General features: G+C 57.1%; 21 protein-coding genes and 1 pseudogene. 12 read left to right on the top strand and 10 right to left on the bottom strand.

The window, feature by feature from the left end:
* Positions 1-120: 120 nt before the first annotated feature.
* From IQ22_RS08455 to IQ22_RS08435, 6 genes and pseudogenes are all read right to left on the bottom strand, one after another.
* Positions 121-648, bottom strand: coding sequence for a hypothetical protein (locus IQ22_RS08455; protein ID WP_145140727.1), 528 nt, complete (start codon positions 646-648; stop codon positions 121-123).
* Between the two features lie 148 nt (positions 649-796).
* Positions 797-940: a hypothetical protein gene (locus IQ22_RS23155; RefSeq protein ID WP_158635418.1), complete on the bottom strand. Its 144-nt coding sequence runs from the start codon at positions 938-940 to the stop codon at positions 797-799.
* A gap of 134 nt (positions 941-1,074) precedes the next feature.
* On the bottom strand, positions 1,075-2,115 hold the full coding sequence (locus IQ22_RS08450; RefSeq protein WP_145140726.1) for a GGDEF domain-containing protein: 1,041 nt from the start codon (positions 2,113-2,115) through the stop codon (positions 1,075-1,077).
* Positions 2,116-2,247: 132 nt separating this feature from the next.
* Positions 2,248-2,583, bottom strand: a pseudogene (locus IQ22_RS23540) (methyl-accepting chemotaxis protein); the annotation flags it as partial.
* Between the two features lie 113 nt (positions 2,584-2,696).
* A complete protein-coding gene (locus IQ22_RS08440; RefSeq protein ID WP_145140725.1) occupies positions 2,697-2,933 on the bottom strand; it encodes a hypothetical protein in 237 nt (78 codons plus the stop codon).
* 286 nt (positions 2,934-3,219) lie between these two features.
* Complete coding sequence (locus IQ22_RS08435; protein WP_145140724.1) at positions 3,220-4,557, bottom strand: MATE family efflux transporter; 1,338 nt, start codon at positions 4,555-4,557, stop codon at positions 3,220-3,222.
* A gap of 166 nt (positions 4,558-4,723) precedes the next feature.
* Here IQ22_RS08435 and IQ22_RS08430 point away from each other — a divergent pair, with 166 nt between their 5' ends.
* Positions 4,724-5,575 carry an urea carboxylase-associated family protein gene (locus IQ22_RS08430; RefSeq protein WP_145140723.1) on the top strand — a complete coding sequence of 284 codons (852 nt, stop codon included), beginning with the start codon at positions 4,724-4,726 and terminating at the stop codon, positions 5,573-5,575.
* Positions 5,576-5,633: 58 nt separating this feature from the next.
* Here the strand turns inward: IQ22_RS08430 and aphA are convergent, their stop codons facing one another.
* Positions 5,634-6,278 carry an acid phosphatase AphA gene (gene aphA, locus IQ22_RS08425; protein WP_145140722.1) on the bottom strand — a complete coding sequence of 215 codons (645 nt, stop codon included), beginning with the start codon at positions 6,276-6,278 and terminating at the stop codon, positions 5,634-5,636.
* A gap of 430 nt (positions 6,279-6,708) precedes the next feature.
* On the opposite strand from aphA, the gene IQ22_RS08420 reads away from it, so the two are divergent.
* The 7 genes from IQ22_RS08420 to IQ22_RS08390 all read left to right on the top strand — a co-directional run bounded on the left by IQ22_RS08420 (position 6,709) and on the right by IQ22_RS08390 (position 15,065).
* The gene (locus tag IQ22_RS08420) at positions 6,709-7,116 is read left to right on the top strand and encodes an ExbD/TolR family protein (RefSeq protein ID WP_145140721.1); all 408 of its coding nucleotides are present in this window, start codon (positions 6,709-6,711) and stop codon (positions 7,114-7,116) included.
* Positions 7,117-7,120: 4 nt separating this feature from the next.
* Positions 7,121-7,912 carry an energy transducer TonB family protein gene (locus tag IQ22_RS08415; protein ID WP_145140720.1) on the top strand — a complete coding sequence of 264 codons (792 nt, stop codon included), beginning with the start codon at positions 7,121-7,123 and terminating at the stop codon, positions 7,910-7,912.
* 36 nt (positions 7,913-7,948) lie between these two features.
* Entirely contained in the window at positions 7,949-10,216 is a 2,268-nt protein-coding gene (locus IQ22_RS08410) for a TonB-dependent receptor family protein (RefSeq protein ID WP_208733621.1), read from the top strand.
* A gap of 66 nt (positions 10,217-10,282) precedes the next feature.
* Positions 10,283-10,927, top strand: a complete 645-nt coding sequence (locus IQ22_RS08405; protein WP_145140719.1) for a MotA/TolQ/ExbB proton channel family protein — start codon at positions 10,283-10,285, stop codon at positions 10,925-10,927.
* A 16-nt stretch (positions 10,928-10,943) separates the two neighbouring features.
* Positions 10,944-12,641 (top strand): bifunctional metallophosphatase/5'-nucleotidase, encoded by a 1,698-nt coding sequence (locus IQ22_RS08400; RefSeq protein ID WP_145140718.1) that lies wholly within the window; start codon positions 10,944-10,946, stop codon positions 12,639-12,641.
* 89 nt (positions 12,642-12,730) lie between these two features.
* Positions 12,731-13,603, top strand: coding sequence for a S1/P1 nuclease (locus IQ22_RS08395; protein WP_158635417.1), 873 nt, complete (start codon positions 12,731-12,733; stop codon positions 13,601-13,603).
* A gap of 223 nt (positions 13,604-13,826) precedes the next feature.
* Positions 13,827-15,065 (top strand): MFS transporter, encoded by a 1,239-nt coding sequence (locus IQ22_RS08390; RefSeq protein ID WP_145140716.1) that lies wholly within the window; start codon positions 13,827-13,829, stop codon positions 15,063-15,065.
* Positions 15,066-15,106: 41 nt separating this feature from the next.
* On the opposite strand, the gene pcp is transcribed toward IQ22_RS08390, so the two are convergent.
* The 3 genes from pcp to IQ22_RS08375 form a co-directional block, all read right to left on the bottom strand.
* A complete protein-coding gene (gene pcp / locus IQ22_RS08385) occupies positions 15,107-15,748 on the bottom strand; it encodes a pyroglutamyl-peptidase I (RefSeq protein ID WP_145140715.1) in 642 nt (213 codons plus the stop codon).
* Between the two features lie 82 nt (positions 15,749-15,830).
* Entirely contained in the window at positions 15,831-16,781 is a 951-nt protein-coding gene (locus tag IQ22_RS08380; protein WP_145140714.1) for a DUF979 domain-containing protein, read from the bottom strand.
* A gap of 4 nt (positions 16,782-16,785) precedes the next feature.
* Positions 16,786-17,517, bottom strand: a complete 732-nt coding sequence (locus tag IQ22_RS08375; protein ID WP_145140713.1) for a DUF969 domain-containing protein — start codon at positions 17,515-17,517, stop codon at positions 16,786-16,788.
* Positions 17,518-17,875: 358 nt separating this feature from the next.
* On the opposite strand from IQ22_RS08375, the gene IQ22_RS08370 reads away from it, so the two are divergent.
* The 4 genes from IQ22_RS08370 (at position 17,876) to IQ22_RS08355 (ending at position 21,290) form a co-directional block, all read left to right on the top strand.
* On the top strand, positions 17,876-18,790 hold the full coding sequence (locus IQ22_RS08370) for a LysR family transcriptional regulator (RefSeq protein WP_145140712.1): 915 nt from the start codon (positions 17,876-17,878) through the stop codon (positions 18,788-18,790).
* A 108-nt stretch (positions 18,791-18,898) separates the two neighbouring features.
* The gene (locus tag IQ22_RS08365; protein ID WP_145140711.1) at positions 18,899-19,645 is read left to right on the top strand and encodes a 5-oxoprolinase subunit PxpA; all 747 of its coding nucleotides are present in this window, start codon (positions 18,899-18,901) and stop codon (positions 19,643-19,645) included.
* Positions 19,642-20,331 (top strand): 5-oxoprolinase subunit PxpB, encoded by a 690-nt coding sequence (gene pxpB, locus IQ22_RS08360; RefSeq protein ID WP_145140710.1) that lies wholly within the window; start codon positions 19,642-19,644, stop codon positions 20,329-20,331. Before IQ22_RS08365 ends, pxpB begins: the two co-directional genes overlap by 4 nt.
* Complete coding sequence (locus IQ22_RS08355) at positions 20,322-21,290, top strand: 5-oxoprolinase subunit C family protein (protein ID WP_145140709.1); 969 nt, start codon at positions 20,322-20,324, stop codon at positions 21,288-21,290. The genes pxpB and IQ22_RS08355 overlap by 10 nt, the downstream gene beginning before the upstream one ends.
* Positions 21,291-21,327 lie beyond the last annotated feature (37 nt).

The raw sequence follows: 21,327 nt of genomic DNA, 5'->3' as shown, positions 1-21,327 counted from the left end.
TAAATGCTACTGTTCAATAGATGTAAGTAAATTTTTCGCAGGCAGGCAAGGCCAGTCAGAACGGTTAAAAAAGTACTGTGAGGCGATAGGGATTTTGACTAACGGACAGCCTTCATTTGCTCAGAGATCGGGATTGATCTTCTGGATCTGCTTTTTCAACAAGCGCTGCTCATAATCCGGTGCTGTGTAAATAAGCAAGGCCTGCCGCTTCATGGTGGCGGTGGTCGAAAACTTGTAGAAGATCGTATTGTGATCAAATGCCAGAAACGCCTGATGGTTAGGCTTTTTTTCCAGCTGAATAAAGGCTTCGGCTGTGGACTGGGAGGAGGGCGGACCGTATTTCTCATTCAGGCCCTGGGCGATCAGAAAGCTCTTTTCAGGTGGCGTGACAATAGATAAACGCAAGAACTGATCATCAATAAAAAAGAAACCTGCTTCAACGATGTCCTTGCCTAATTTGAAATCAGCACACCCGTAATAGTCGAGGCCGTCGATAGCGGAGCGTTTGGCCGTGAGCGTACAAAGTTTACTGGCCAGGACGGTTTGCTTGGTGTCGCCAAAGTGCAGGTTCTTGTACCCATCCACTGCATAGGCCAGGCTGGAGACCGTCCAGACTGCGGCACCCAGTAGATACCCTATTGTTCGCATGCCAAGATTTTCCGGTATGACGCTGACTGATAGGCTGCGCATCATACCGTAGTCTTTGGCGTCTTATACGGCCTTAACAGCAGAGGCAAGGGAGTGCCTGGTGCCAAGAGCTGTCATCGGCACTCCGCATTTAGTGGCGCGGCTAGATCTACCAGACACCAGGCGGGATAATGTCCTCGGAGTCGTATTTGATCTTGTCGAGATTTTCCTTTTTGCTGTGCTCAGGTATCTGGTCACTCTGAATATCATCAGGGGTTGGCACGTCTTCCGGGTAGTCGTCAGGTTTCGTCATGATAAGCTCCTGGGCGGTTCGCTCTAACTACTACGTTGGGCCTGGCGAAAGAAACGAGGTTCCTTGCCGGAAGGCGGAAATAATCAACAGGATCCGTCATCAAGGCTAGTGACACACGTGCTGTCAGTCTGTTGTTACCCTAGGGCTGTGGTTAACACGACACGATTACGGCCTTCATGTTTGGCCTGATAAAGGGCCGTATCCGCGCGGCTTAGCAACAGCTCTACTGCCTCGTCAGGGCTGCCCTCGGTACCGCCCACACTGGTCGTCACTGTGATGGCACCTTGAGTGGTAGGGTAGGGCTCGCTGGCAACGGCGACCCGAATACGTTCGGCCACGCTTTTCAATTGGCTAGCAGTCTTGACGCGAGCGATCACTACAAACTCCTCGCCGCCAAAACGCATCAGTACATCGTGAGGTCGCAAGCTGCTGGCTATGCGGCCGGCGGTTTCGACCAATACCTCGTCACCTGTAGCATGACCATAGCGGTCATTAATGCTTTTGAAGCGGTCAAGGTCGATAAACAATATACCGATCTGCTCCTGATCACGTCGGGCAGCCGCTTGCTCGACAGGATAAAAATGTTCCAGCGCGGCACGATTCCACAGCTGGGTCAGGGGATCCAGCAAGGCCTTGCGACGTTCACGGTGGATGGCTTCCCGAAGGTAGCGCGTCTGCTCGGTCAGGCTGCGTAGTTTCAGGTGACCTTCGATCAGTTGAGCAAGATCCTGGAGGCGGTAACGCTCTTCATCGCTCAGTTGTCGGGGTTGACTGTGCAGCAGGCACAGCGTGCCGATGGGAAGGCCTGAGGATGCAATCAAGGGATGCCCGGCATAGAAACGTATATAGGGTGGTGCGATTACGAGCGGATTGCTAGAGAAGCGTTCATCTAGACGCGCATCTGAGATCACTAATGCTTTATGAGGATCGAGCAGCGCATAGGCACAAAAGGAGGCGCTGCGGGACGTGGCGCTAAAGGGTTCGCCTGCCTGGGCCTTTACGCACTGCTTGTCGTAGTCGATCAAGCTGATAAGGGCACGCTCGACCTTGAACAAGTCACGCGCTATGCGAACGAGCGAATCCATATAAGGATCCCTGGGCGTATCGAGCAGTTCCAGCTCCTCTAGGGCCTGCAGGCGTTCGTGCTCATGTGGATGCAGGGGAATGGCGTACATAAGACATCCTGGACGTAAGCAGGCTCACTCCAGAAGCAGAGTGACATCATGCTTCTAGACCTGTTTCCTGGCCCGATGTTGCATGATGCCACCACTGTAGCCCTACCGTTTGGCAGGGCTATTGGCAGCGGCTCAGGACCGCTGATTGATCATGTCGGGCGCTTGTTGAGTCGCCTCGGTTATTCGGGTAGCCCATTTACGAACCTCGTCCGCCACGACGGCAAATCCACGACCGGCATCGCCTGCTCGTGCCGCCTCGATTGCTGCGTTGAGTGCCAGCAGATTGGGCTGCTGGGCAATGCTCTGAATGGCGGCCACGATGTCAGTTAGTTTGTTGAGATTATTCTCAGGCGCCTGCCGTTGTTGTTGCTGAGCCTTTTTAAGCGCCTCTTCCTGATGCTGGGTATGGATATCGACCAGAGCACCCGAAACACGGAGTGGTGTTCCGTCAGGCAAGCGCCGAAACTGGGAAGACCAGCAGCAGGGGGGCGAGGGTTGACCGGGTCGCCTGCAATAACCTCCATATCCCATAAGCTTTCGTTGCTGACCTGATTGATCAGGTTGAAGCGAATAGTCGTACGTTAGCCACCTGTCTCACTTTCGGTCAGGCGAGCCGTCAGTACTTGCAGTTCATCAGTAAGGGCTGTGTGCTGTCGCTGCTCTTCTATGCGCTCTTGATTGGAATTGAGCCAGGCCCGGTGAGCCCTTTCAACTATGTCCCCCTGGAGGGTAGGCTCAAATTGCTTACGTTTACCCTCCAGTACGCCAATCAATTGGTTAAGGTACTCGGTAGTACCTTTGTTAAGGAACGGTAACATCAGGTTTTCTCCGAAAGAACAAAGCTGCTCGTGGCCAGCTACCTGAAGTCCATGCTCAAGCGGGCAGTGAGTTAGAATGCGAGCTGAATCTATCGGCTAACCTGTGGTTTCTTTAAAGGCATTGGCTGACTAAAACATTATCAAGATATGAACAAAATATTGAATTGAAGTTGTCAGTAGCGGCTCAGACAGAATAGTTATTCATGCGGATACGAATAAGCGGGACGATTTCTTTTAACCTCTATAGGCACCCCTGTTTCACCGCATAGGCTCGTTTGGAAACAGGTTAGGGAATCCAGACATTGTGCTGGGTCATTTTCCAGGCTTGGATGCCCAGGACCAGCCCCCGCAAAGCCATGAAACACAGAAAGGCCAACCAGAGCCCATGGTTACCGAGGCCTTGTAGTAAAAGCCCGATGGGAAATGCCAGCGCAGCCGCGATGACCATGGCGTTACGCATTTCCCGGGCCCGCGTTGCGCCAATGAACAGGCCGTCCAACAGATAACTTGCCATGGCGATAACGGGAAGTGCGGCCAGATAAGGCAGATAGGCATAGGCTTCGAGGCGAACCGAGGAAATATTGGTTTGCAGGTCGATGAAGAGCGAGCCGCCCATGGCAAATAGCAAGGCAAATCCAAGGCTGGCGAGAAAAGACCATCCGCTGGCGATAACCATGGCACGCCGTAGCGTTGTACGGTCACGTGCGCCAATGGCGTGACCGGTAAGGGCCTCGACGGCATGAGCCAACCCATCGAGCGCAAAGGATGTCAGCATGAGGCCGTTAAGCAGAAGCGCATTGGCGGCTACCGTAGACTCACCCAGGCGGGTGCCCTGAACAGTCATCAGGAAAAAGACGCTCTGCAATACCAGGGAGCGGATGAAAATATCGCGATTCACTGAAAGCAAGGGGCGCCAGGCCTGCCAATATTTCAGTGCCTTGACGTGTAGCGTGCCTGCCTGCTGTTTCAAGGTTGCCCAGGCCAGCCATAACCCCAGGCCTGCGCCGCACCATTCCGCGAGCGCCGTTGCAGCGGCAATACCTTTTACGCCCCAGCCAAACCCAAAGACGAAAAGTACCTCAAGCCCTAAGTTGATAAGGTTGGTGGCTACCAGCATGGCCAGCGGAGCGCGCGCGTTCTGGGTGCCTAGTAACCAACCTATAAGGGCATAGCTGGCTAACGCAGCCGGTAAACCCAGCAGGCGCAGATTGAAAAAGGCTTCGGTTGTAATGGCCAACTCGGGCGAGGCCTTCATGAGCCCTAGCAGGGGGCCTAGAAAAAACCAGGAGAGCACCATCAAGCCAAAGGCGAGGCCAAAGGCCAGGAGCAACGCCTGCAACAGAATCTGCCGGAGCGCACTGCCATCCGCTCGCCCGCTAGCCTGGGCGGTAAAACCGGTTGTGCCCATGCGTAGAAAACCCAGCACGCCCACCATAGCGGTGTATACGCTGCCGCCCACCGCGACGGCCCCCAGGTCATGCGCGTTGGGTAAATGGCCGGCAATGGCGCTGTCTACCAGCGTCACCAGGGGAACTGTCAGGTTCGACAGAATCATCGGGCCGGCCAAGGCCCATACACGTCGATGCAGGGGTCGGTAGTGCCAGTCGGCAAGCAGGGTAGGCATGGTAACTCCAGTCAGCGAGGCGAGCATTGTAAAAGGAGCGCCGCCAATAGGGCGTTTTTCTTGGCAAAGGTCTTGCTCGCGGATGCGCATGACGGGCTGTACAGCGCTATAGTCGAAGGGGTTCCGATACTGCTGTTACTGGACGTTTGATTGATAAGGAGTCTACATGTATAAACATTATCCCGCGGCGTATCAGGTCTCCAAAGGTTCTGCGCTTGCGGTGGACAAGGCTTTCTACGACCGTATCCGTGAGGCTAAGAACGCACGTACCTTGATTGAGCAGTTTGAGGTGCCGATCCGTACCGGTCGTGCCTGGAAGGTATCGGCAGGGCAGGTGTTTAGAGTAACGGCACCGGTAGGGCCGCAAGTAGGCGACTTCAATATCTGGAACGCCCATGACCCACGTGAGCGGTTATGGGCAGCGCGTACACGTCAGCTACAGGGCGCGCATGTTTCCACATACGATAGGCTATGGTCTAACCTGCCGTTTCTACGGCCCTTGGTCACGATTACGGACGATACCCTGGCGGATTACGGCATCGATGAACATGGCGGGCGTGTCCATGATCTGCTAGGTACTCGCTGCGACCCCTATGTGAACAAGCTGCTGACCGGCGAAGATTTCCATCATCACTGCCATTCCAACCTGACCCGCGCCGTGCTGCCCCATGGGCTGACTGAGTTTGATGTGCACGATGTACTGAACATATTCCAGGTAACCGGGCTAAACGATGACGATCTGTATTTTATGAAAGCCTGCCCGGCTCAGAAAGGCGATTACCTGGAGTTCTTTGCCGAGATCGACGTGCTGTGCGCGCTCTCTACCTGTCCGGGCGGTGACCTGTCCGTCGCGCTGTGGGGGCCGGATGCCCAGGACCCGTTGTCGGTCTGCCGGCCGCTGGGCGTGGAGATCTATTCCCTGGATGATTCGCTGCTGCAAGGCTGGACACCGCCCGAGCGTGCTCCTTACAAGGGAAACCATGGGCTGGAACTGGTTACGCCTGCATGGGAGAAATAATCAGCTGACCGTCGGGCTTTTCCTTGGGCCTGCCCCAACGGCTGGGCAGGCCTGAACCTCAATGGTCGGAATCGATGATGACTTCCTCGCCGAGTGCGCCATTACGTGGTAAAGGAAGGTTCGTGGAGTTCGCTGCCCGCATGACTCGGATACCGCGCGCGCCGGCTGCCTGGGCTGAGGTGATGTCGCTGTCGGAGTCGCCGTAGTAGATTTTGATGCCATGCGCCTTGAGGAAGGCGGTTTTTTCCGGACCTGAAGTAAAGATGACCGGATTCATGGCACTCAACTGGAAGTCCTGTTGCAGGATTTCGCTGAGCTTTTCGTTGCGGGTTTGCGGTCGGCCGGTGATGAAATAGAGCGTGTCACCGCGCTGCTGATGCAGGGCGATTAAGGTTCTGGCGACCTGCTTGGGTATCGAATAACGATCGCAGCCGCCATTGGTTTCCTCCCAGAAGTGCTCTTCCTTCAAGTAATCCTCGCTGCCAGGCGAATACTTCATTTTTCCATAGTAGAAGCAAGGGCTGGAAAACAGCACCGTATCGTCGATATCGAAGCCGACGGCCAGGGCCGGCTGGGCGGTCAGGCTGTGTGCCACGTCATCCGTCGAAATCCAGTGAATAGTGGTTTTCGGGTCGGGTAAGTCCGGTGATGTACAGCCGCTCATACCCAGAACCAGAGCGATGACACTCAATTGCACACGCATGAGGCGTTCCTTTTCCAAAAATTCTTACGCGGGGAAAAGCAAGGTGCATGCCTGGTCTTGGGCAGAAGGATGGCTGCCGTGACCGTACGCATCCTATTCGGTATCGATGAGTTTTCATGAAAAAAATCCTGACGAAACGGTCAGGAAAGTAGCTCAAGACAGTGCAGGGAACAGTCTGTTCTCACCAAAATGGACCATGCATGTTTGTAACACGATTGAATATGTTCATTGCAAAAAGAGGGGTTTTGAAAGGATTTTTATTGGTTTTCATACGCTTATTCGAAATCTGAGCGTGTGGTCAGGATTTGGCATGTTCCATGCGTTCATTGGTTTGTAACAAACTGCAACCATGATACCGCCCCATTCCTGTTAACCCTGGCAGGTTGAGTAGTGAAAAGCCTGTTTAATACGTGGTAGAGCTGGAGAGCTTATGCGTAACTGGGAAGTAGCTAAGAAGAAAAAGGTACACATCGAGATCATCCCAATGATCGACGTCATGATGTTTTTGCTGGTCTTTTTCGTTCTGATCAGCCTGAACGTTATCCCTGCTTTGGGAATCAAGACGCAGCTTCCATCCGCCAGTCAGTCGCAGCAACTCAAGCCACAGAACAAGGCCATCATCACGCTGGGGCTCGACGACAGATTGCAGCTCGACGGGCAGGATGTAGGTGAATCGGAGCTGATGACTCGCCTGAAGGCCTTGCAGAAGGATGGCGAAAAACTGGTCATCATCATCAACAGTGACCAGGGCGTCGAAGTGAAACGGCTGGTGTCCGTCATGGACCAGTTGAAAGGCAACGGCTTCTCTTCCGTCTCTATCGCTACCCGTAAATCCTAAAACCATGTCTGCCATCTATAAAACTCGCAAGGTACTTGCGTGTATGCCCTCGGCTTGCCTATTGGCCGCCATGGTGTACTCGGCCACGCATGATGATTTGCAAATAAAGCCGAAATACGACGAGAGCACGGTCGAGGTGGCCTTGATCGATCTGGCAGAGCTGGCACCACCGCCCGAGCCTGTGCCTGAGGTTGCTCCTCCGCCCGAGCCGGAACCCGTACCGGAAGAACCGTCACCACCCGTTGAGCCCGTGGTGGCGGAAGCCGAGGTCATCGAGCCGCCCAAGCCAAAGCCAAAGCCCAAGCCAAAGCCTGTGGAGAAACCCAAGCCACCGGTGGCCAAGCCGGCACCGCCCAAGCCTGTAGTCAAGACGGAGCCCGCGAGACCCAAGCCTGCACCCAGCCAGCCCGTGGCCAGGGCGCCGGCACCGGTTGCGCCCAAGCCTGCACCCGTATCGGCGCTTTCACCGGCCCCTGCCATTAATACGGCAGCCTTGGAAAGCACTTATACCGCGGCTTTGCGACGTGAGCTGGAGAAATACAAACAGTACCCGCATGGGCGAGAAGCGTCTCTGCAGCGGCCGGAGGGCGCTGTTGTGTTGTGGCTCGTCGTGGACCGCCGCGGCAACGTCATCGACTCGGGGATCGAGACGAAAGCCAGGAACATGCTGCTGAACAGAGCCGCACAAACAAGCCTGAGGCGCATGGAAAGGGTGTCGCCGTTTCCGGCCGAGGCCTTTGCTGGAAAAGAACAACAACGATTCACCGTTACGTTTAATTACACAGCCGAGCAATAGCCGTTGTTTCACATTAATAATCATGGGGAGCGAGTCGTGAAACTAAGCCAGTTGTACGTAATGTTGTGGGCAGCCGGTATGGCGGGGTGGGCATCCGGTGCGTTAGCTCAGGAGTCGACGGAAAGCGAGAGCAGCCAGGATTCAGTGGATGTTGGCGCGGTCAACGTCAGGGGGCAGAGCCTGGGCAATGGCCAGATGGTTCAGGAGGACAGCGGCAAGGCGCGTTCCACCGTGACCAAGGAAGCTCTGGAAAAAATGAACCCGGCGGCGAATGCGCTGGATAAGCTCAAGTACACACCGGGCATCAACGTGTCCAGTGATGATGCCACTGGCTTGAGCGGTACGACATTTACCATGCGTGGGATGTCCTCCAGTCAGGTCGGTATTTCTTCAGATGGAATTCCCATCAACGACTCGGGGGATTACAACATCTACCCCAACCTGCTGGGGGACCCCGAAAACCTCGGCGAGATCTTCGTGACACAGGGTTCGTCTGAAGCGGATGCACCACATATCGGCTCCAGCGGCGGCAATATCGGCCTGGTGACCATGCGCCCCGAAAAGGATTTCGGCGTCTTCTTCAAACAATCGCTCGGCACGAACGATCTGACCAAGACGTTTGCACGCCTTAACACGGGCGAGCACAACGGATTCAGCAGTTTCATTTCCGCCTCCCATGAGGAAGCGGACAAGTGGAAGGGCAAGGGCAGCCTCAAGGCCGACAAGGTCGAGTGGAACGCATTGTTTGAGGGCGGCAATGGCAATTCCACCAATGCGATCGTGAAATACCATCGTCAAGAAAACTACAACTACTACACCATCAGCAAAGGGCAGTACGAGCAATACGGGCGCGATTACGATTATTCGGAAACCCTCAAGCGCAACAGCAGCGGGCAGATCTCTAGTTATTACAAACTGAACCGCAACCCCTTCGAGAACCTGACGGCATCCCTCACCCAGCGCTTTCAGTTGCGAGACGATCTTACGCTGACCTTCCAGCCTTACTACTACTGGGCTAATGGCGGAAGCTTTAGCCCCGGTTCGGCCTCTTCGCTGTCCAGCACTTCGGATCAGGCCGGTAACTATGATCTGAGCAATTTGTCCTACAACACTTACTATCGTCCATCTTGGAGCGAGACCTGGCGTCCTGGCGTTACGACTAAGTTGAAATGGGATTTCAGCGAGCAGCATAGCCTGGATTTCGGCTATTGGTACGAGCGTGCTCGGCAGCGTCAGACACAGCCGTTCATCTCCATTGAGGAAGACGGCACGCCGGACGATATCTGGGCCGATTACGGTTCATCGAACCAGGTGGTGGACGCGAACGGCAACACCGTACAGGGACGGAATTATTACACCGTAACGCCTGCTCAAAAGCTCTGGGTTCAGGATACCTGGTATTTTTCGCCGGACCTGACTTTCACGACTGGACTGTCATACGAGTACGTGGAGCGTAAAGGCAACAATCGAGGCAGCCTTTACGACGAGCCGGAAAAACGGAATGCGAAATATCACGAGTTCCTGCCCAACTTCAGCGCCAAATACCAGATTAACGAGGAAAACCAGGCGTTCTATAACGTTACGCGTAACATGCGTACGCCGCAGAACTATGTGCTGTACAACACTGGTGACTCGATCAGCCTGAATCCCGAGCTGAGCTGGAACCAGGAGCTGGGCTGGCGCTTCACCCGTGACGACATGGCCCTAAGCGCCACACTGTTCTACCTGACCTTCAAGGATCGCCAGCTCTCCAGCTACGACACCAACGGCGACTATGTGATGATCAATGTCGGCGATGTGGTGAACAAGGGCCTGGAGCTGGAGTGGAGCGGCCTGCTGCCTTATAACTTCAACTATTACGCGTCCTATACCTACACCGATTCAGAACAACAGGACGACATCACGACCCGTAATACCCAGCTTCCTACATCTGGCAAGCAGGTGGCCAACGTACCCAAGAACATGTTCAACCTGAGTTTCGGCTATGACGATGGCCGTTACTACGGAAACATCGTCGGGAAGTATGTCGGCTCCTACTACGGTGACCTGACCAACGACGAAAAGATCTCCGGTCGGACCGTCTTCGACCTGAATACCGGCGTCCGGCTGCCGGTCAACAAAAAGATGTTCAAGAGCGCGGCCATTCGCTTTTCCGTGGCCAACCTGTTTGACAAGGAGTACCTCAGCTCGGCTCGCACCATCGGGTTCAATGCCCAGCCGTACAACGGGCTGAGTTCGAGCACGTCCTACTACAACGTAGGTGAAGAGCGCACGGCTGTCGTCTCGTTCGAGGCGTCCTTCTAACCCAGGCTGTCGGCTTCGGCGGCGGGTGCCGAAGCCGATCCATTGCACAGGTAGTGAGGTTTCACGATGAACATGGATCTGCTCCACGATATCACCTTCTATATTCTCTACGGGGCGGCGGCGCTGGCAGCGTTCGTCATTGTCGAGCGTGGCATTTTTTTCAGCTTCAACCTGCGTCAGGCCAAAAGGCTCGAAACGGTACTCAGGCATCAGACGCAGCACGTTGACGAGCTGCCAGGAGAAGTGACTCGACGCAAAAGCCTGCCGTTGGAGATGGTGCGTCAGCTATTCGAACAGAAGCGGGGCCTGGCGACGCACAAGGACCTGGAAGACCTGAGCGAGTCGATCTACATCGCCACACGCAGCAAGCTGATGCACGGCCTGTGGATTCTCGAAACGGTAGTCACCGCCGCGCCGCTGCTGGGCTTGCTCGGCACCATCCTAGGTATTATCGATACGTTCAAGGCGCTTGCGGTGGCCGGCGTATCCGACCCTGGCGAAGTGTCCCGAGGTATTGGTACGGCGCTGTATGCCACGGCCCTGGGTATTGCCATTGCCCTGATGGGCATGGTTTTTCACAATTATTTTCAGGATCGAATCGAGCGCATCACAGACCATCTGAAAATTCTGCTTTTGCGTGCCGGTATGGGGACGTCGTTCCAGGCAGAACACGATGAAGGCGTGGCGCCTGCACGTTATCAACCCGCCTGACGAGACGAGACCTGCCATGCTTCGAAATACCCTATCGCTACGGTGGGCCTGTGCCCTGATACTGGCGGGGCTCGTCGGGTGCGCCACTTCGCCACGCGCACCCGTTGAGGTCAATATTCTGGCCATCAACGATTTTCATGGTTACCTTCAGCCCAATACGTTCCGCTATGCCGACCCGGCCGCGCCTGATGGCGTCCGCTCAATCAAGGCAGGCGGTATCGCCACGCTGGGCGGTATGCTGGATGAGTTGCGTCAGCAGGACCCGCAGCTCCTGTTTGTCAGTGCGGGCGATCTGATTGGCGGAAGCCCGCCGATTTCAGCCCTGTGGGCTGATGAGCCGACCCTGGAGGCCTTCAAGGCGATGGGGCTGCGTTTTTCAGCATTGGGTAACCATGAGCTGGACGCCGGAAAGGAGGAACTGCTCCGGCAGATCCATGGTGGCTGTGATTCTGTACGCAAGGACAAAGCCTGTACGTTCCGGGCCGATTTCAGCGGCACCGGCTTCCCGTATCTGGCGGCCAATGTGATCGACACTCAGACCGGCCAACCGCTGCTTCCGCCGTATCGCATCGAAGAGGCACATGGTGTCAAAGTCGCCTTTGTTGGGGCGGTCTTGCAAGATGTAGCATCGGTCGTCAGGCCCAGCGGCCTGGCAGGTCTGCGGGTCACGGATGAGGCCGAGGCGATTAATGCGTTGATTCCTGAACTCGAAAAGCAAGGCGTGAACGCTATCGTGGCGGTGGTCCACCAGGGTGGCGCTACACCAGAGCCCTTCGACAAACCCGATTGTGAGCACCTGCAGGGGGACATCGTAGATATTGCCCAACGGCTTTCGCCTCGGGTGGATGCGCTGATTTCAGCGCACACGCACCAAGCCTATCTGTGTCGCGTCGGGCGCTTGTTGATCACGCAGGGTAATTCCTACGGCCATCTGCTGACGCACCTGACTTTGACCGTTACGCCCGGTGAACATCGGGTCACCTCGGTAACTGCCAGTAACCTTGTCGCTGACCCGAACCGTTACAAGCCTAGCCCCCAATTGGCCGCGTTACAGGCGGAAATCGAGTCGCGCAGCCGGGATATCCTGCAACGGCCTATCGCCCGTATCCAGGGCAATCTGCTAGGTCGCAAGCTCAATCGAGCCGGCGAATCCCTGGCGGGTAATGTGATCGCCGATGCTCAACTGGCCGCTACCCGCTCGATGGGCGCCCAAGTGGCTTTCATGAACCTCGGCGGTATCCGTGGGGATCTTTTCCTTGAGCCGGGGCAGGACCGCCTGACCTATTCCCAGGTAGCGAGCGTGCAGCCGTTCAATAACAGCCTGGTCCTGCTGACGCTGACGGGCAGTCAATTACAGGCATTGTTAAACGAGCAATGGAGTCAGACAGGAGACTTCAATCCCTTACAGGTCTCCAGTACGTTCAGCTACCGCTGGGATGGTCGCCGCCCGGTGAATGATCGAGTCGTTCCCGGCAGTCTGCGGATCGAGGGCAAGCCGGTTGAGGCGAATCGCTCCTATACCGTGGTAGTCAATAACTTCCTGGCTGAAGGCGGCGATCGGTTTTCCATTCTGACGAAGGCCCAGACGCATCGTGATACGGGCATCTCTGACATTGAAGCCTTGATCAATCACTTGATGGCCTTGGATAAGGCCGGAACGCCGGCAGGAGGAGCTACGGCCGAACGTATCGTCAGGGTTGATAAAACCTTGTAAGCGCCGATGCCCCTGGACAATCGGGCAGTTTGTCCAGGGGCAAAAAGACGGTAGAACGAATGGACATAACTGACGACAGGACAGGATGTATGAACGCAAGGTCATGGTATGCCGTGTTGGCGACTGTTATAGGATGCACATGGCACATTCAGGCCCTGGCCTGGGGCCAACTGGGCCATGCGCTCGTGGCCGATCTGGCCGAGAGGCAGTTGAGCCCGATAGCTCGTGTTGAGGCGCAGCGGCTGCTGGCCGTGGTTGATCAGCCGAGCCTGGCGGCCGTTTCCAGTTGGGCCGATAGCTTGCGAACGAACCCGGACGAGCAGGCGCTGTGGAAAGAGACCCAGCGGGAACATTACATCAACTATACCCATGCGGACTGCCTGTACGAGGCGGCTCGTGACTGTCCCGAGGGGCAGTGCATCGTGTCTGCCATCGAGCGGAACGCCGCTGTGCTGGCCAATCCGTTAGCAACGGATCAGGAGCGTGTACGGGCATTGATGTTTGTTGTGCATTACGTGGGTGATATTCACCAGCCGCTGCACAACGGCTACCGTGACGACAAGGGTGGAAACGATTATCCGGTCCGAATCGCCGGCAAGCAGACCAACCTGCACACCGTGTGGGACAGCTATCTGCTGTCGACCCGACGGCTGGATGAAAAGACCTATGCCCAGCGTCTGAAGGCGTTGCCGCACAAGGACGCTACCGGTCCGGTCGAGTGGTCGCAGGAGTCCTGCCGTATCGTGCGGGACGATGGCCTTTATCCTGCGGCCCTGACGGTCTCTGCTGACTCCAGTGAACCAGCGCAAGGCGCGGCTAATACAGCAATCGATACGGTCGACAGGGCGTATGTAGCCCAGTATCGGCCGCTGGCTGAAAAGCGTATCCAGCAGGCGGCGGTACGGTTGGCACAGCTATTGAACACCAGCCTTATCGCCGGTGCGCCTATAACCGGAGATTAACCCCAGGTTGCCACCGGTAAGCTGCTTCGCTATTGTTTTGGGCATTGATGCGGCGTGCCGTCGGATCACGTAAGCGTTAACGTCAGCCAACGTGCTAACTCGCAGTGTGCCTTCATGAAGGCTGGCGGGCGGGCGTGGCTGTTTCCGATGTTAAAGCATTGGGTTCTCCAGTATCGCTTCCGCCAATGCACTGCGTTCCGAGACTTTGCATTGGAGTGCAATCATGTCTTCTTCGAGTTCTTCTCAAAGCGCTGAAGCTACGCCGGCGTTAAACGGCACACTCGTGCTGATCCTTATCAATGCGACCGTCTTTTTTTGTTGTCTGACAATCAGCATGTCGCTGGGCGTCGTACCGGCTTACGTCCATCAGACGCTGGGCTTTGGTAATGTTATCGTTGGATTGACGGTAGGGCTGCAATCCCTGGCCACCGTCATGACTCGCCGCTACGCCGGGCAAATGGCCGACATGCGCGGAGCGAAAAGTGCCTTGCTGCGTGGGCTCTGTGCGGCCAGTCTGGCCGGTATCACTATGTTTGTTACCAGCCTGCTGTTAGGGATGGAAACGTTGCAACTGGCGACATTGTTTATCAGCCGGTTGTTTCTGGGCATCGGTGAAAGCCTGCTGATTACGGGTGCGCTGGCTTGGGCAATTGGACGGCTCGGTGCAGCGCAGTCGGGCCGGGTCATGTCATGGACGGGCGCGGCAATCTTTAGCGCCCTGGCGGCTGGCGTGCCGGCAGGCGTCTGGCTGGAAAGCGTGGGCGGTTTCCAGAGCGTGACTGTTGCTATCTGCCTGTTGCCTGTTCTGGCTTTTCTGGTATGCGCCCGGGTCGGCGGTGTTCGCCCATTGGGAACGGCCAGTACGCAGCTGCCGTATTCCAAGGTGATCGGCCTGGTCTGGCGCGAGGGCAGTGTCCTGGCCTTGCACGGTGTAGGATTTGCCACCATCGGCGCGTTCATCGTGCTTTATTTCAACGCTCAGGGGTGGGCGGGGGCGGGTATGGCGCTCTCGGTCTTTGGGATTGCCTTTGTCATGGTACGGCTGGTGCTGGGTTGGTTGCCGGACCGTCGCGGCGGTGTGCCGGTAGCGTTCGGTTCGATCCTGATTGAAATCGCCGGACTTCTGCTGCTCTGGCAAGCCACGTCTCCCTGGATGGCCTTTCTCGGGGCAGGGCTTGCAGGCTGCGGCTCTTCCCTGGTCTTTCCCTCCATGGGGCTCGAAGTGGTCAAGCGTGTTCCGGCCAGCATTCGCGGAACATGCCTTGGTACTTATTCGGCGTTTCTGGATGTGGCGTATCTCATCAGTGGTCCGGTCACGGGCGCCATTGCAACAGCGTTTGGGTATGGTTCGGTCTACTTGGTCAGCGCACTGGCAGCCTGCGCGGCGCTGGGTCTATTGGTCGTAACGGCTCGGCTGTTCAGTCGGACGGCGGTTGGGGCTGAAGAGGAGTGCCGCCCCTGAAAGCAGCGGATCGAGTTAAGAGCGCTGGCACTTTATTTAGATCAGTTCAGTTGTCCGCCGGTTTCTCTAAGGTCCTTACCGGTCGCTATGGCCGTGCGCAGGGCCAGTTCAAGACCGGCGACAACTGTATCCAGCGCAAGGCTTGGCTGTCCGGGGTGCCTGGCTGCCTGTTCAGGCAGGTAGGGAATGTGGATAAAACCAGCGCGTACGTTCGTACCGGCGAGGCGGTGCATCAGGCCGTAAAACACATGATTGCAGACAAAGGTTCCCGCCGTTTGCGAAATGGACGCCGGAATGCCGGACGTGCGCAAGGCATGAGCCATGGCCTTGATGGGTAACGTTGAGAAATAAGCAGCCGGGCCACCGGGTACGACAGGCGTATCGATGGGCTGCTGGCCGTTATTATCGGCGATACGCGCATCGTTCACGTTGATGGCGACCCGCTCGATCGAAAGGTCTGCCCGGCCGCCAGCCTGACCAACCCCAATGACCAGGGCTGGCTGGTAAGCCGCCAGGGCATGATCCAGTGCTACCAGCGCAGCCCCGAAAACACAGGGGAGCTGCCGCGTCACAATATAGGCGCTACTCAACTTGAGGCCATCCAGGCGGCGCACAGCCTCCCACGAGGGGTTAATCGGCTCGTTTTCGAAAGGTTCGAATCCAGTGAGCAGAATGGTTGTCATGGCGCCGCCTCTCCTTGGGGTGATCATGGGGTCTGACAGGCCTTATAAGCCGGTGTTGCATCGCGCCCGGGCCAAATCTGTGTCACATGAGTACATACAGCAGCACAATGTTGACCAGTAGTAGTGCCAGGGCGGTCGGTATCTGTGCCTTGATCACACTGTTCTTGTCCGGCAGGTTGAGCAGGGCGGCAGGAACAATGTTGAAATTAGCCGCCATGGGTGTCATCAGCGTCCCGCAGTAGCCCGAGAACATGCCAATGGCCGCCATGACCGCCGGATTGGCGTCATACACACCCACCAGGATCGGGACGCCCACGCCGCCGGTCATGACCGGAAAGGCCGCGAAGCCGTTACCCATCACAACGGTAAACAACGCCATTCCCACTACATAGACCGTCACGGCCACCAGGCGGTAATCCATGTTGATATAGGCCGTCGTTAGATGAGCGACTGCCTTACCCACACCAGCATCGTTGAACAGTAAGCCCAGCATGGCGAGCATCTGTGGCAGGACCAGCGCCCAGCCGAGCGCCTCGGTCAGACGGCGCGACTCACGCATGGACTGCATTGGCGTGTCGCGGGTCAGCCAGCAGGCTAGAGCCAAGGCAACCAGACAGCCAACGCCCAACGAAACAAAGGTGACATTTTTGGGATCGAGCAGCGGCACGCCGCCGATGTGAGCATCCTTGACTATCACCGAGCCGATGACCGTGACCAGTGGAATGGCCAAGGCTGGAATGAAAAGTTTGTTGCGTAAACGCTGTGCACTGGCCTGGCGCTTTTTCGGCGGCAGCTCACCATGCCGGCCCAGCCCGACCCCGCCGGTACCGGCAATCAAGGCCATGAGCAGAACACCGATACCCACCCATACAGGCGGCAGAAGGTCAGCTATCAGAAAGACCAGGCTGAATAACGCCCAGAACAGGCCGGTCGTCCAGCGCTTGGGGTGATTCTTATCAGTAAAGGTCATCAGGGCCGTGATCGCCAGAATCGCGCCGGCCAGCCAGTACAGGTATTGAATCGAAAGGATCATCGTATCACTCCTGTGACACAGCGGCGGGTAGCGTGGGGGCTGCCTGTTGGCCGCCGAGTTCGCGCTCGAGACGGCTATCGAAGCGCTTGAGGCGCACCGCATGGATAATAAAGGCGCAGATGGCAGTCGGAATGCCCCAGAACGCGATATGCAGAGGTTCTACGTCAATACCCGATCCGAGCAGGAATGTGTGCATCAGGGCAATGGCGCCAAAGGCGACAAAAATGTCTTCGCCAAAGAACAACCCAATGTTGTCAGTGGCCGCACAGAGGGCGAGGAGCCTATAGCGGACGGCCTCCGGCAATTTACCGTAGCGGTTCTCGGCCGCGCCTTCAGCCATGGGCGCCAGTAACGGACGTACCATTTGCGGATGCCCGCCCAGGCTGGTGAGCCCCAGGGCAGCGGTGGTCTCGCGGACAAACAGGTAAGCGATCAGCAGGCGACCTACGGTGGCCGAGCGGATCCTGCCGATGAAGTGCTGAGCATGTTCTCGCAAACCATGCCGTTCCAGCAGGCCGATAATAGCCAGGGGTAGCAGGATGATCAGGGGAAGGGCCCGGGTCTTGATAAAGCCGGTCCCAATAGTGGCCAGGATTGTTTCGAGCGGCATGGCTGCGGCAAACCCTGTAGCCAGAGCAGTCAAGGCAACGACCAGCATAGGGTTAAAACGCAGGACGAAGCCGATGACGATGACGAGTACACCGATCAACGGCCAGAGGTTGACTGTGGTTTGCATAGGGTTCCCCCTTTGCCGTTCGGACCCAGGGCAGACTGGCGTCACGGCTGTGCGGAAGCGTTCGGGTGCGCCTCCATGGATTTGATGCGCCGCCCGATTCGGCGTCGTTTCTTATTGTGCTCTGCAGGTGCAAGGCGTCATGCACCTGGCCATGTGGATTGAAAATCCCGACATGCTCGCAGCGCTTCGTACAGCAGCGAAGCAGGCGCATTTTTTGTGTGGAAATCGCCTGGCGTCCAACAAATAAAAGTGTTCACCCCTGATAAAAATGTCATGTCCTGGGGATGTGGTTGCCAGGTAGTACAGCGCACCCCAATCCCGGTACAGTGAAAAAAGCTTATGAAGACAGGGATGCCGTATGAATCTCAGGTTTCTCGAAACGTTCGTCTGGGTGGCCAGGTTGGGCAGTTTTCGACTGACGGCCGAAAAGCTATCCAGTACCCAGGCGGCCATTTCCAGCCGTATCGCCGTGCTGGAAAGCGAACTGGGCGTGCAATTGTTTCTGCGTGATCCGCGAGGTGTAACCTTGACGGCTGATGGCCAGAAAGTCTTGGTTTATGCCGAGCGCATGATCGACACGTGGCAAGACCTGCGGCAGGGGCTGGGGCAGACGTCCCGTTTGAGCGGCCGGGTACGCATCGGCGTGATGGATACGGTAATTCACAGCTGGTTGAGCGCGTTTTTCGCCGCTGTGACAGAGGCGCATCCGGAGGTTGAGATCGAGCTGGTGGCCGATACCGCACTGAACCTCAGCGAGCAACTGCTCAAGGGGCAGCTTGATCTGATCTTCCAGACCGACCTGCTGCGGGCCGACAGTGTGCGTAATCTCAAGCTGGCCAGTTATCCGGTCGGCTGGATCGTGGCCGTGAACTCTCCGCTGGACCAAGCCTATGATTCGATAGAAGCGCTGGCACGCGAGCGGCTGATTACCTTTTCTCGCCACTCCCGGCCGCATCAGGACCTCCTGAATTTTCTTCATCAACAAAGTATCACCGTACCCCGGGTCAGCTGCGTCAACTCGGTAGCGGCAATCATCCAGTTGGTTCATGAGGGGTTCGGTATAGGGGTGTTGCCGCCCGCCCTGGTCAATGTTTCCCTGGCTCAAGGGGCGTTGCGGCTGCTTGAGCTGGAAACACCACCGCCGTTTGCCGTTTATGCCAGCTGGCATACCGGTGTCGGCCTCTCCTTAAACGAAGCCCTTGTTGCACTTAGTCGTCAGGTGGTTGGCGAATTCTGCCAGCAGTTTGGCCCGGGGCAGGCCGTGCTGGCTTGAGGTCAGGTATCAACCAGAAAGCTTATCGCCGGGGTCACGAAACTTTTGTTGGACAGTCCGAGCATTTTCCTCAAAGACTTGTCTTTCCGCCTGGAAGGAACTCCCGACATGAGCACGCGTATCCTGTTGAACTGTGACATGGGTGAAAGCTTTGGGGCCTGGACCATGGGGGATGATGCCCATGCCATGCCGCTGGTGGATCAGGCCAATCTGGCCTGTGGTTTTCACGCGTCCGATCCGCTGACCATGCAGCGTACCGTAGCGCTGGCTGTCAGGCATGGCGTGTGCATTGGTGCTCACCCGGCTTATCCGGATCTGGTCGGCTTCGGCCGACGGCACATGGCCTGCTCCCCCGAGGAAGTGAAGGCGCTCGTGCTGTATCAGATCGGTGCGTTGGACGCCTTTTGCCGTGCAGCAGGCAGCACGGTGGACTATGTGAAGCCTCATGGTGCGCTATACAACGATCTGGTCCGCGACGATGCGTTGCTAACCGCTGTGCTGGAGGCTTGTGCCCTGTATCGTGAGGGACTGCCGCTCATGCTTCTGGCCAAAGCAGACAATACCCGTGAGCAGCGTCTGGCCGAGGCGGCAGGCGTGCCGCTCCTGCGCGAGGCGTTTGCCGACCGCGCCTACCTGCCGGATGGTCAACTAGCCCCACGGCGCGAAGCGGGAGCGGTGCACCATGATCCGGAGCGCATTCTCGCTCAGGCCATTGCCATCTCTCGGCGTGAGCCCTTTCCAGGATTCGACGGCAAGCCGTTACGTCTCATAGCCGATAGCCTGTGTGTACATGGCGATAATGCCGAGTCCCTGGCCGTTTTGCGTCGCCTGCGGGCGGCTCTGGATGCGGCATGATCCGTATCGAACCCTTTGGCGCCGAGGCGCTGATGCTGACCCTGGCCGACACGCCAAAAGAGCGTTTGCCCGGTCGTATTGCCCAACTGGCCGATAACCTGTCCCAGGCATTAGGCGATGCTCTCATCGATCTGGTGCCCGGTTGGACGACCCTGCTGATCCATTACGATGTCATGCAGTACAGCCTGTCGGAAATCCAGGCGCGGGTAATGCCTGTCATTGAAGATTGGCATCAGGAGTCGGACGATTTGGAGCGCGTGGCCCGGTTGCACGAGATTCCCGTCTGGTATGCCGGACCTGATCTAGAGAGCGTGGCCAAGGCCTGCTCCCTGGCGGTAGAACAGGTTATCGACCTGCACAGCCGACGCGAATACCGGGTCGGTGCCATCGGTTTTGCGCCGGGGTTTCCCTATTTGGGCGAATTGGACGAGCGGCTCGTCTTGCCACGACTGGCCTCGCCACGTGTGCGGGTCGAGGCGGGCAGTGTCGCAATCGCTGAACGGCAAACGGCAATCTATCCTCAGGCTTCGCCGGGGGGCTGGCACGTGCTGGGGTTTAGTGCGTGGCGCTTGTTCGATCCTCAGGCCGAGCCGCCGTGCCCCTTGGCGGCAGGTGACCGGGTACGCTTCATTGCAGTTGACGAGGCGACTTATCGTGCAGAAGGAGGGCAAGCAGCATGGGATTAAAAATCATCAAGCCAGGGCCGTTGAGTCTGCTTCAAGATCCGGGACGCTTTGGTTGGCGGCACCTGGGCGTTTCTGTATCCGGCCCAATAGACCTTCAGGCTGCTGCCTGGGCTAATCATTTGCTGGATAACCGCTGGGAGGCACCGCTTCTGGAAATCGCCCTCGGTGGGGTTGAGCTTGAAGCAGAAGTGGATACCTGGCTGGCCCTGACTGGTGCGCCGATGGGAGCACTGCTCGATGGACGACCAGTGCCGGCCTGGTCTCGGTTTTCCATCAAGGCCGGACAAACGCTGAAGCTGGGCTTTGCCCAAAGTGGGCAGCGTGCCTATCTGGCTGTATGTGGCGGCATTACTGCCACGCCGATATTGGGAAGCGTGGCTACTCATCGACGGGACGGGCTAGGCGGGTTACAGCACAATGGTCAGCCTCTGAAAGCCGGTGACCACCTCCCATGCATAGCCGCTCCGGATGCCTTTGACCAAACGCGTGGCGCTGCGGGCCGTTTTATTCCGGATTACCGAGAAGCCCCCAGGGTACGCCTGATCATTGGAGGCGACGGTGAACGGTTCGGCCCTGAACAACAGGCCCGTTTTTTCGAAAACACCTGGCATGTTCAGCCGCAATCGGATCGCATGGGTATCCGTCTGTCCGGTAAGGTGCCGCTCGTGCCGCCGACGCGGCAGTGGTCGTTGGGTGTGCTGGCCGGTACGGTGCAGGTACCACCGCAAGGACAGCCTATCGTGCTTATGGCGGACTGCCAGACCATGGGCGGTTATCCGGTGTTGGGCTTTGTGCATCCGTTGGACCTGGGGCGTCTGGCGCAATGCCCTGCACACCATGCAGTACACTTTATTCCCGCTGAACTTGGCACTGTTCAGGCTGAATTACGCCAGTTTTATAGCTTTTTCAAGAACCATGCGCTTGGATTGTGTCCAAGCCAAGAGGGCTCGCTGGTGTGATCATTTTTGCCGAGTCCGGAGCGATGACGTATAACGT

The organism is Pseudomonas duriflava (genome assembly GCF_007830155.1).
GTDB lineage: Bacteria > Pseudomonadota > Gammaproteobacteria > Pseudomonadales > Pseudomonadaceae > Chryseomonas > Chryseomonas duriflava.
Note: the sequence above shows the minus strand (reverse complement) of the source record. Positions and strands in the feature narration are given on the sequence as shown.

What these genes read in the sequence shown, in the direction of transcription:
- pcp (WP_145140715.1), bottom strand. Translation starts at nt 15,748, where the DNA reads ATGACAACCATTCTGCTCACTGGATTCGAACCTTTCGAAAACGAGCCG.
- IQ22_RS08365 (WP_145140711.1), top strand. Translation starts at nt 18,899, where the DNA reads ATGAGCACGCGTATCCTGTTGAACTGTGACATGGGTGAAAGCTTTGGG.
- IQ22_RS08420 (WP_145140721.1), top strand. Translation starts at nt 6,709, where the DNA reads ATGCGTAACTGGGAAGTAGCTAAGAAGAAAAAGGTACACATCGAGATC.
- IQ22_RS08405 (WP_145140719.1), top strand. Translation starts at nt 10,283, where the DNA reads ATGAACATGGATCTGCTCCACGATATCACCTTCTATATTCTCTACGGG.
- pxpB (WP_145140710.1), top strand. Translation starts at nt 19,642, where the DNA reads ATGATCCGTATCGAACCCTTTGGCGCCGAGGCGCTGATGCTGACCCTG.
- IQ22_RS08455 (WP_145140727.1), bottom strand. Translation starts at nt 648, where the DNA reads ATGCGAACAATAGGGTATCTACTGGGTGCCGCAGTCTGGACGGTCTCC.
- IQ22_RS23155 (WP_158635418.1), bottom strand. Translation starts at nt 940, where the DNA reads ATGACGAAACCTGACGACTACCCGGAAGACGTGCCAACCCCTGATGAT.
- aphA (WP_145140722.1), bottom strand. Translation starts at nt 6,278, where the DNA reads ATGCGTGTGCAATTGAGTGTCATCGCTCTGGTTCTGGGTATGAGCGGC.
- IQ22_RS08395 (WP_158635417.1), top strand. Translation starts at nt 12,731, where the DNA reads ATGAACGCAAGGTCATGGTATGCCGTGTTGGCGACTGTTATAGGATGC.
- IQ22_RS08415 (WP_145140720.1), top strand. Translation starts at nt 7,121, where the DNA reads ATGTCTGCCATCTATAAAACTCGCAAGGTACTTGCGTGTATGCCCTCG.
- IQ22_RS08390 (WP_145140716.1), top strand. Translation starts at nt 13,827, where the DNA reads ATGTCTTCTTCGAGTTCTTCTCAAAGCGCTGAAGCTACGCCGGCGTTA.
- IQ22_RS08440 (WP_145140725.1), bottom strand. Translation starts at nt 2,933, where the DNA reads ATGTTACCGTTCCTTAACAAAGGTACTACCGAGTACCTTAACCAATTG.
- IQ22_RS08370 (WP_145140712.1), top strand. Translation starts at nt 17,876, where the DNA reads ATGAATCTCAGGTTTCTCGAAACGTTCGTCTGGGTGGCCAGGTTGGGC.
- IQ22_RS08380 (WP_145140714.1), bottom strand. Translation starts at nt 16,781, where the DNA reads ATGATCCTTTCGATTCAATACCTGTACTGGCTGGCCGGCGCGATTCTG.
- IQ22_RS08435 (WP_145140724.1), bottom strand. Translation starts at nt 4,557, where the DNA reads ATGCCTACCCTGCTTGCCGACTGGCACTACCGACCCCTGCATCGACGT.
- IQ22_RS08450 (WP_145140726.1), bottom strand. Translation starts at nt 2,115, where the DNA reads ATGTACGCCATTCCCCTGCATCCACATGAGCACGAACGCCTGCAGGCC.
- IQ22_RS08355 (WP_145140709.1), top strand. Translation starts at nt 20,322, where the DNA reads ATGGGATTAAAAATCATCAAGCCAGGGCCGTTGAGTCTGCTTCAAGAT.
- IQ22_RS08430 (WP_145140723.1), top strand. Translation starts at nt 4,724, where the DNA reads ATGTATAAACATTATCCCGCGGCGTATCAGGTCTCCAAAGGTTCTGCG.
- IQ22_RS08375 (WP_145140713.1), bottom strand. Translation starts at nt 17,517, where the DNA reads ATGCAAACCACAGTCAACCTCTGGCCGTTGATCGGTGTACTCGTCATC.
- IQ22_RS08400 (WP_145140718.1), top strand. Translation starts at nt 10,944, where the DNA reads ATGCTTCGAAATACCCTATCGCTACGGTGGGCCTGTGCCCTGATACTG.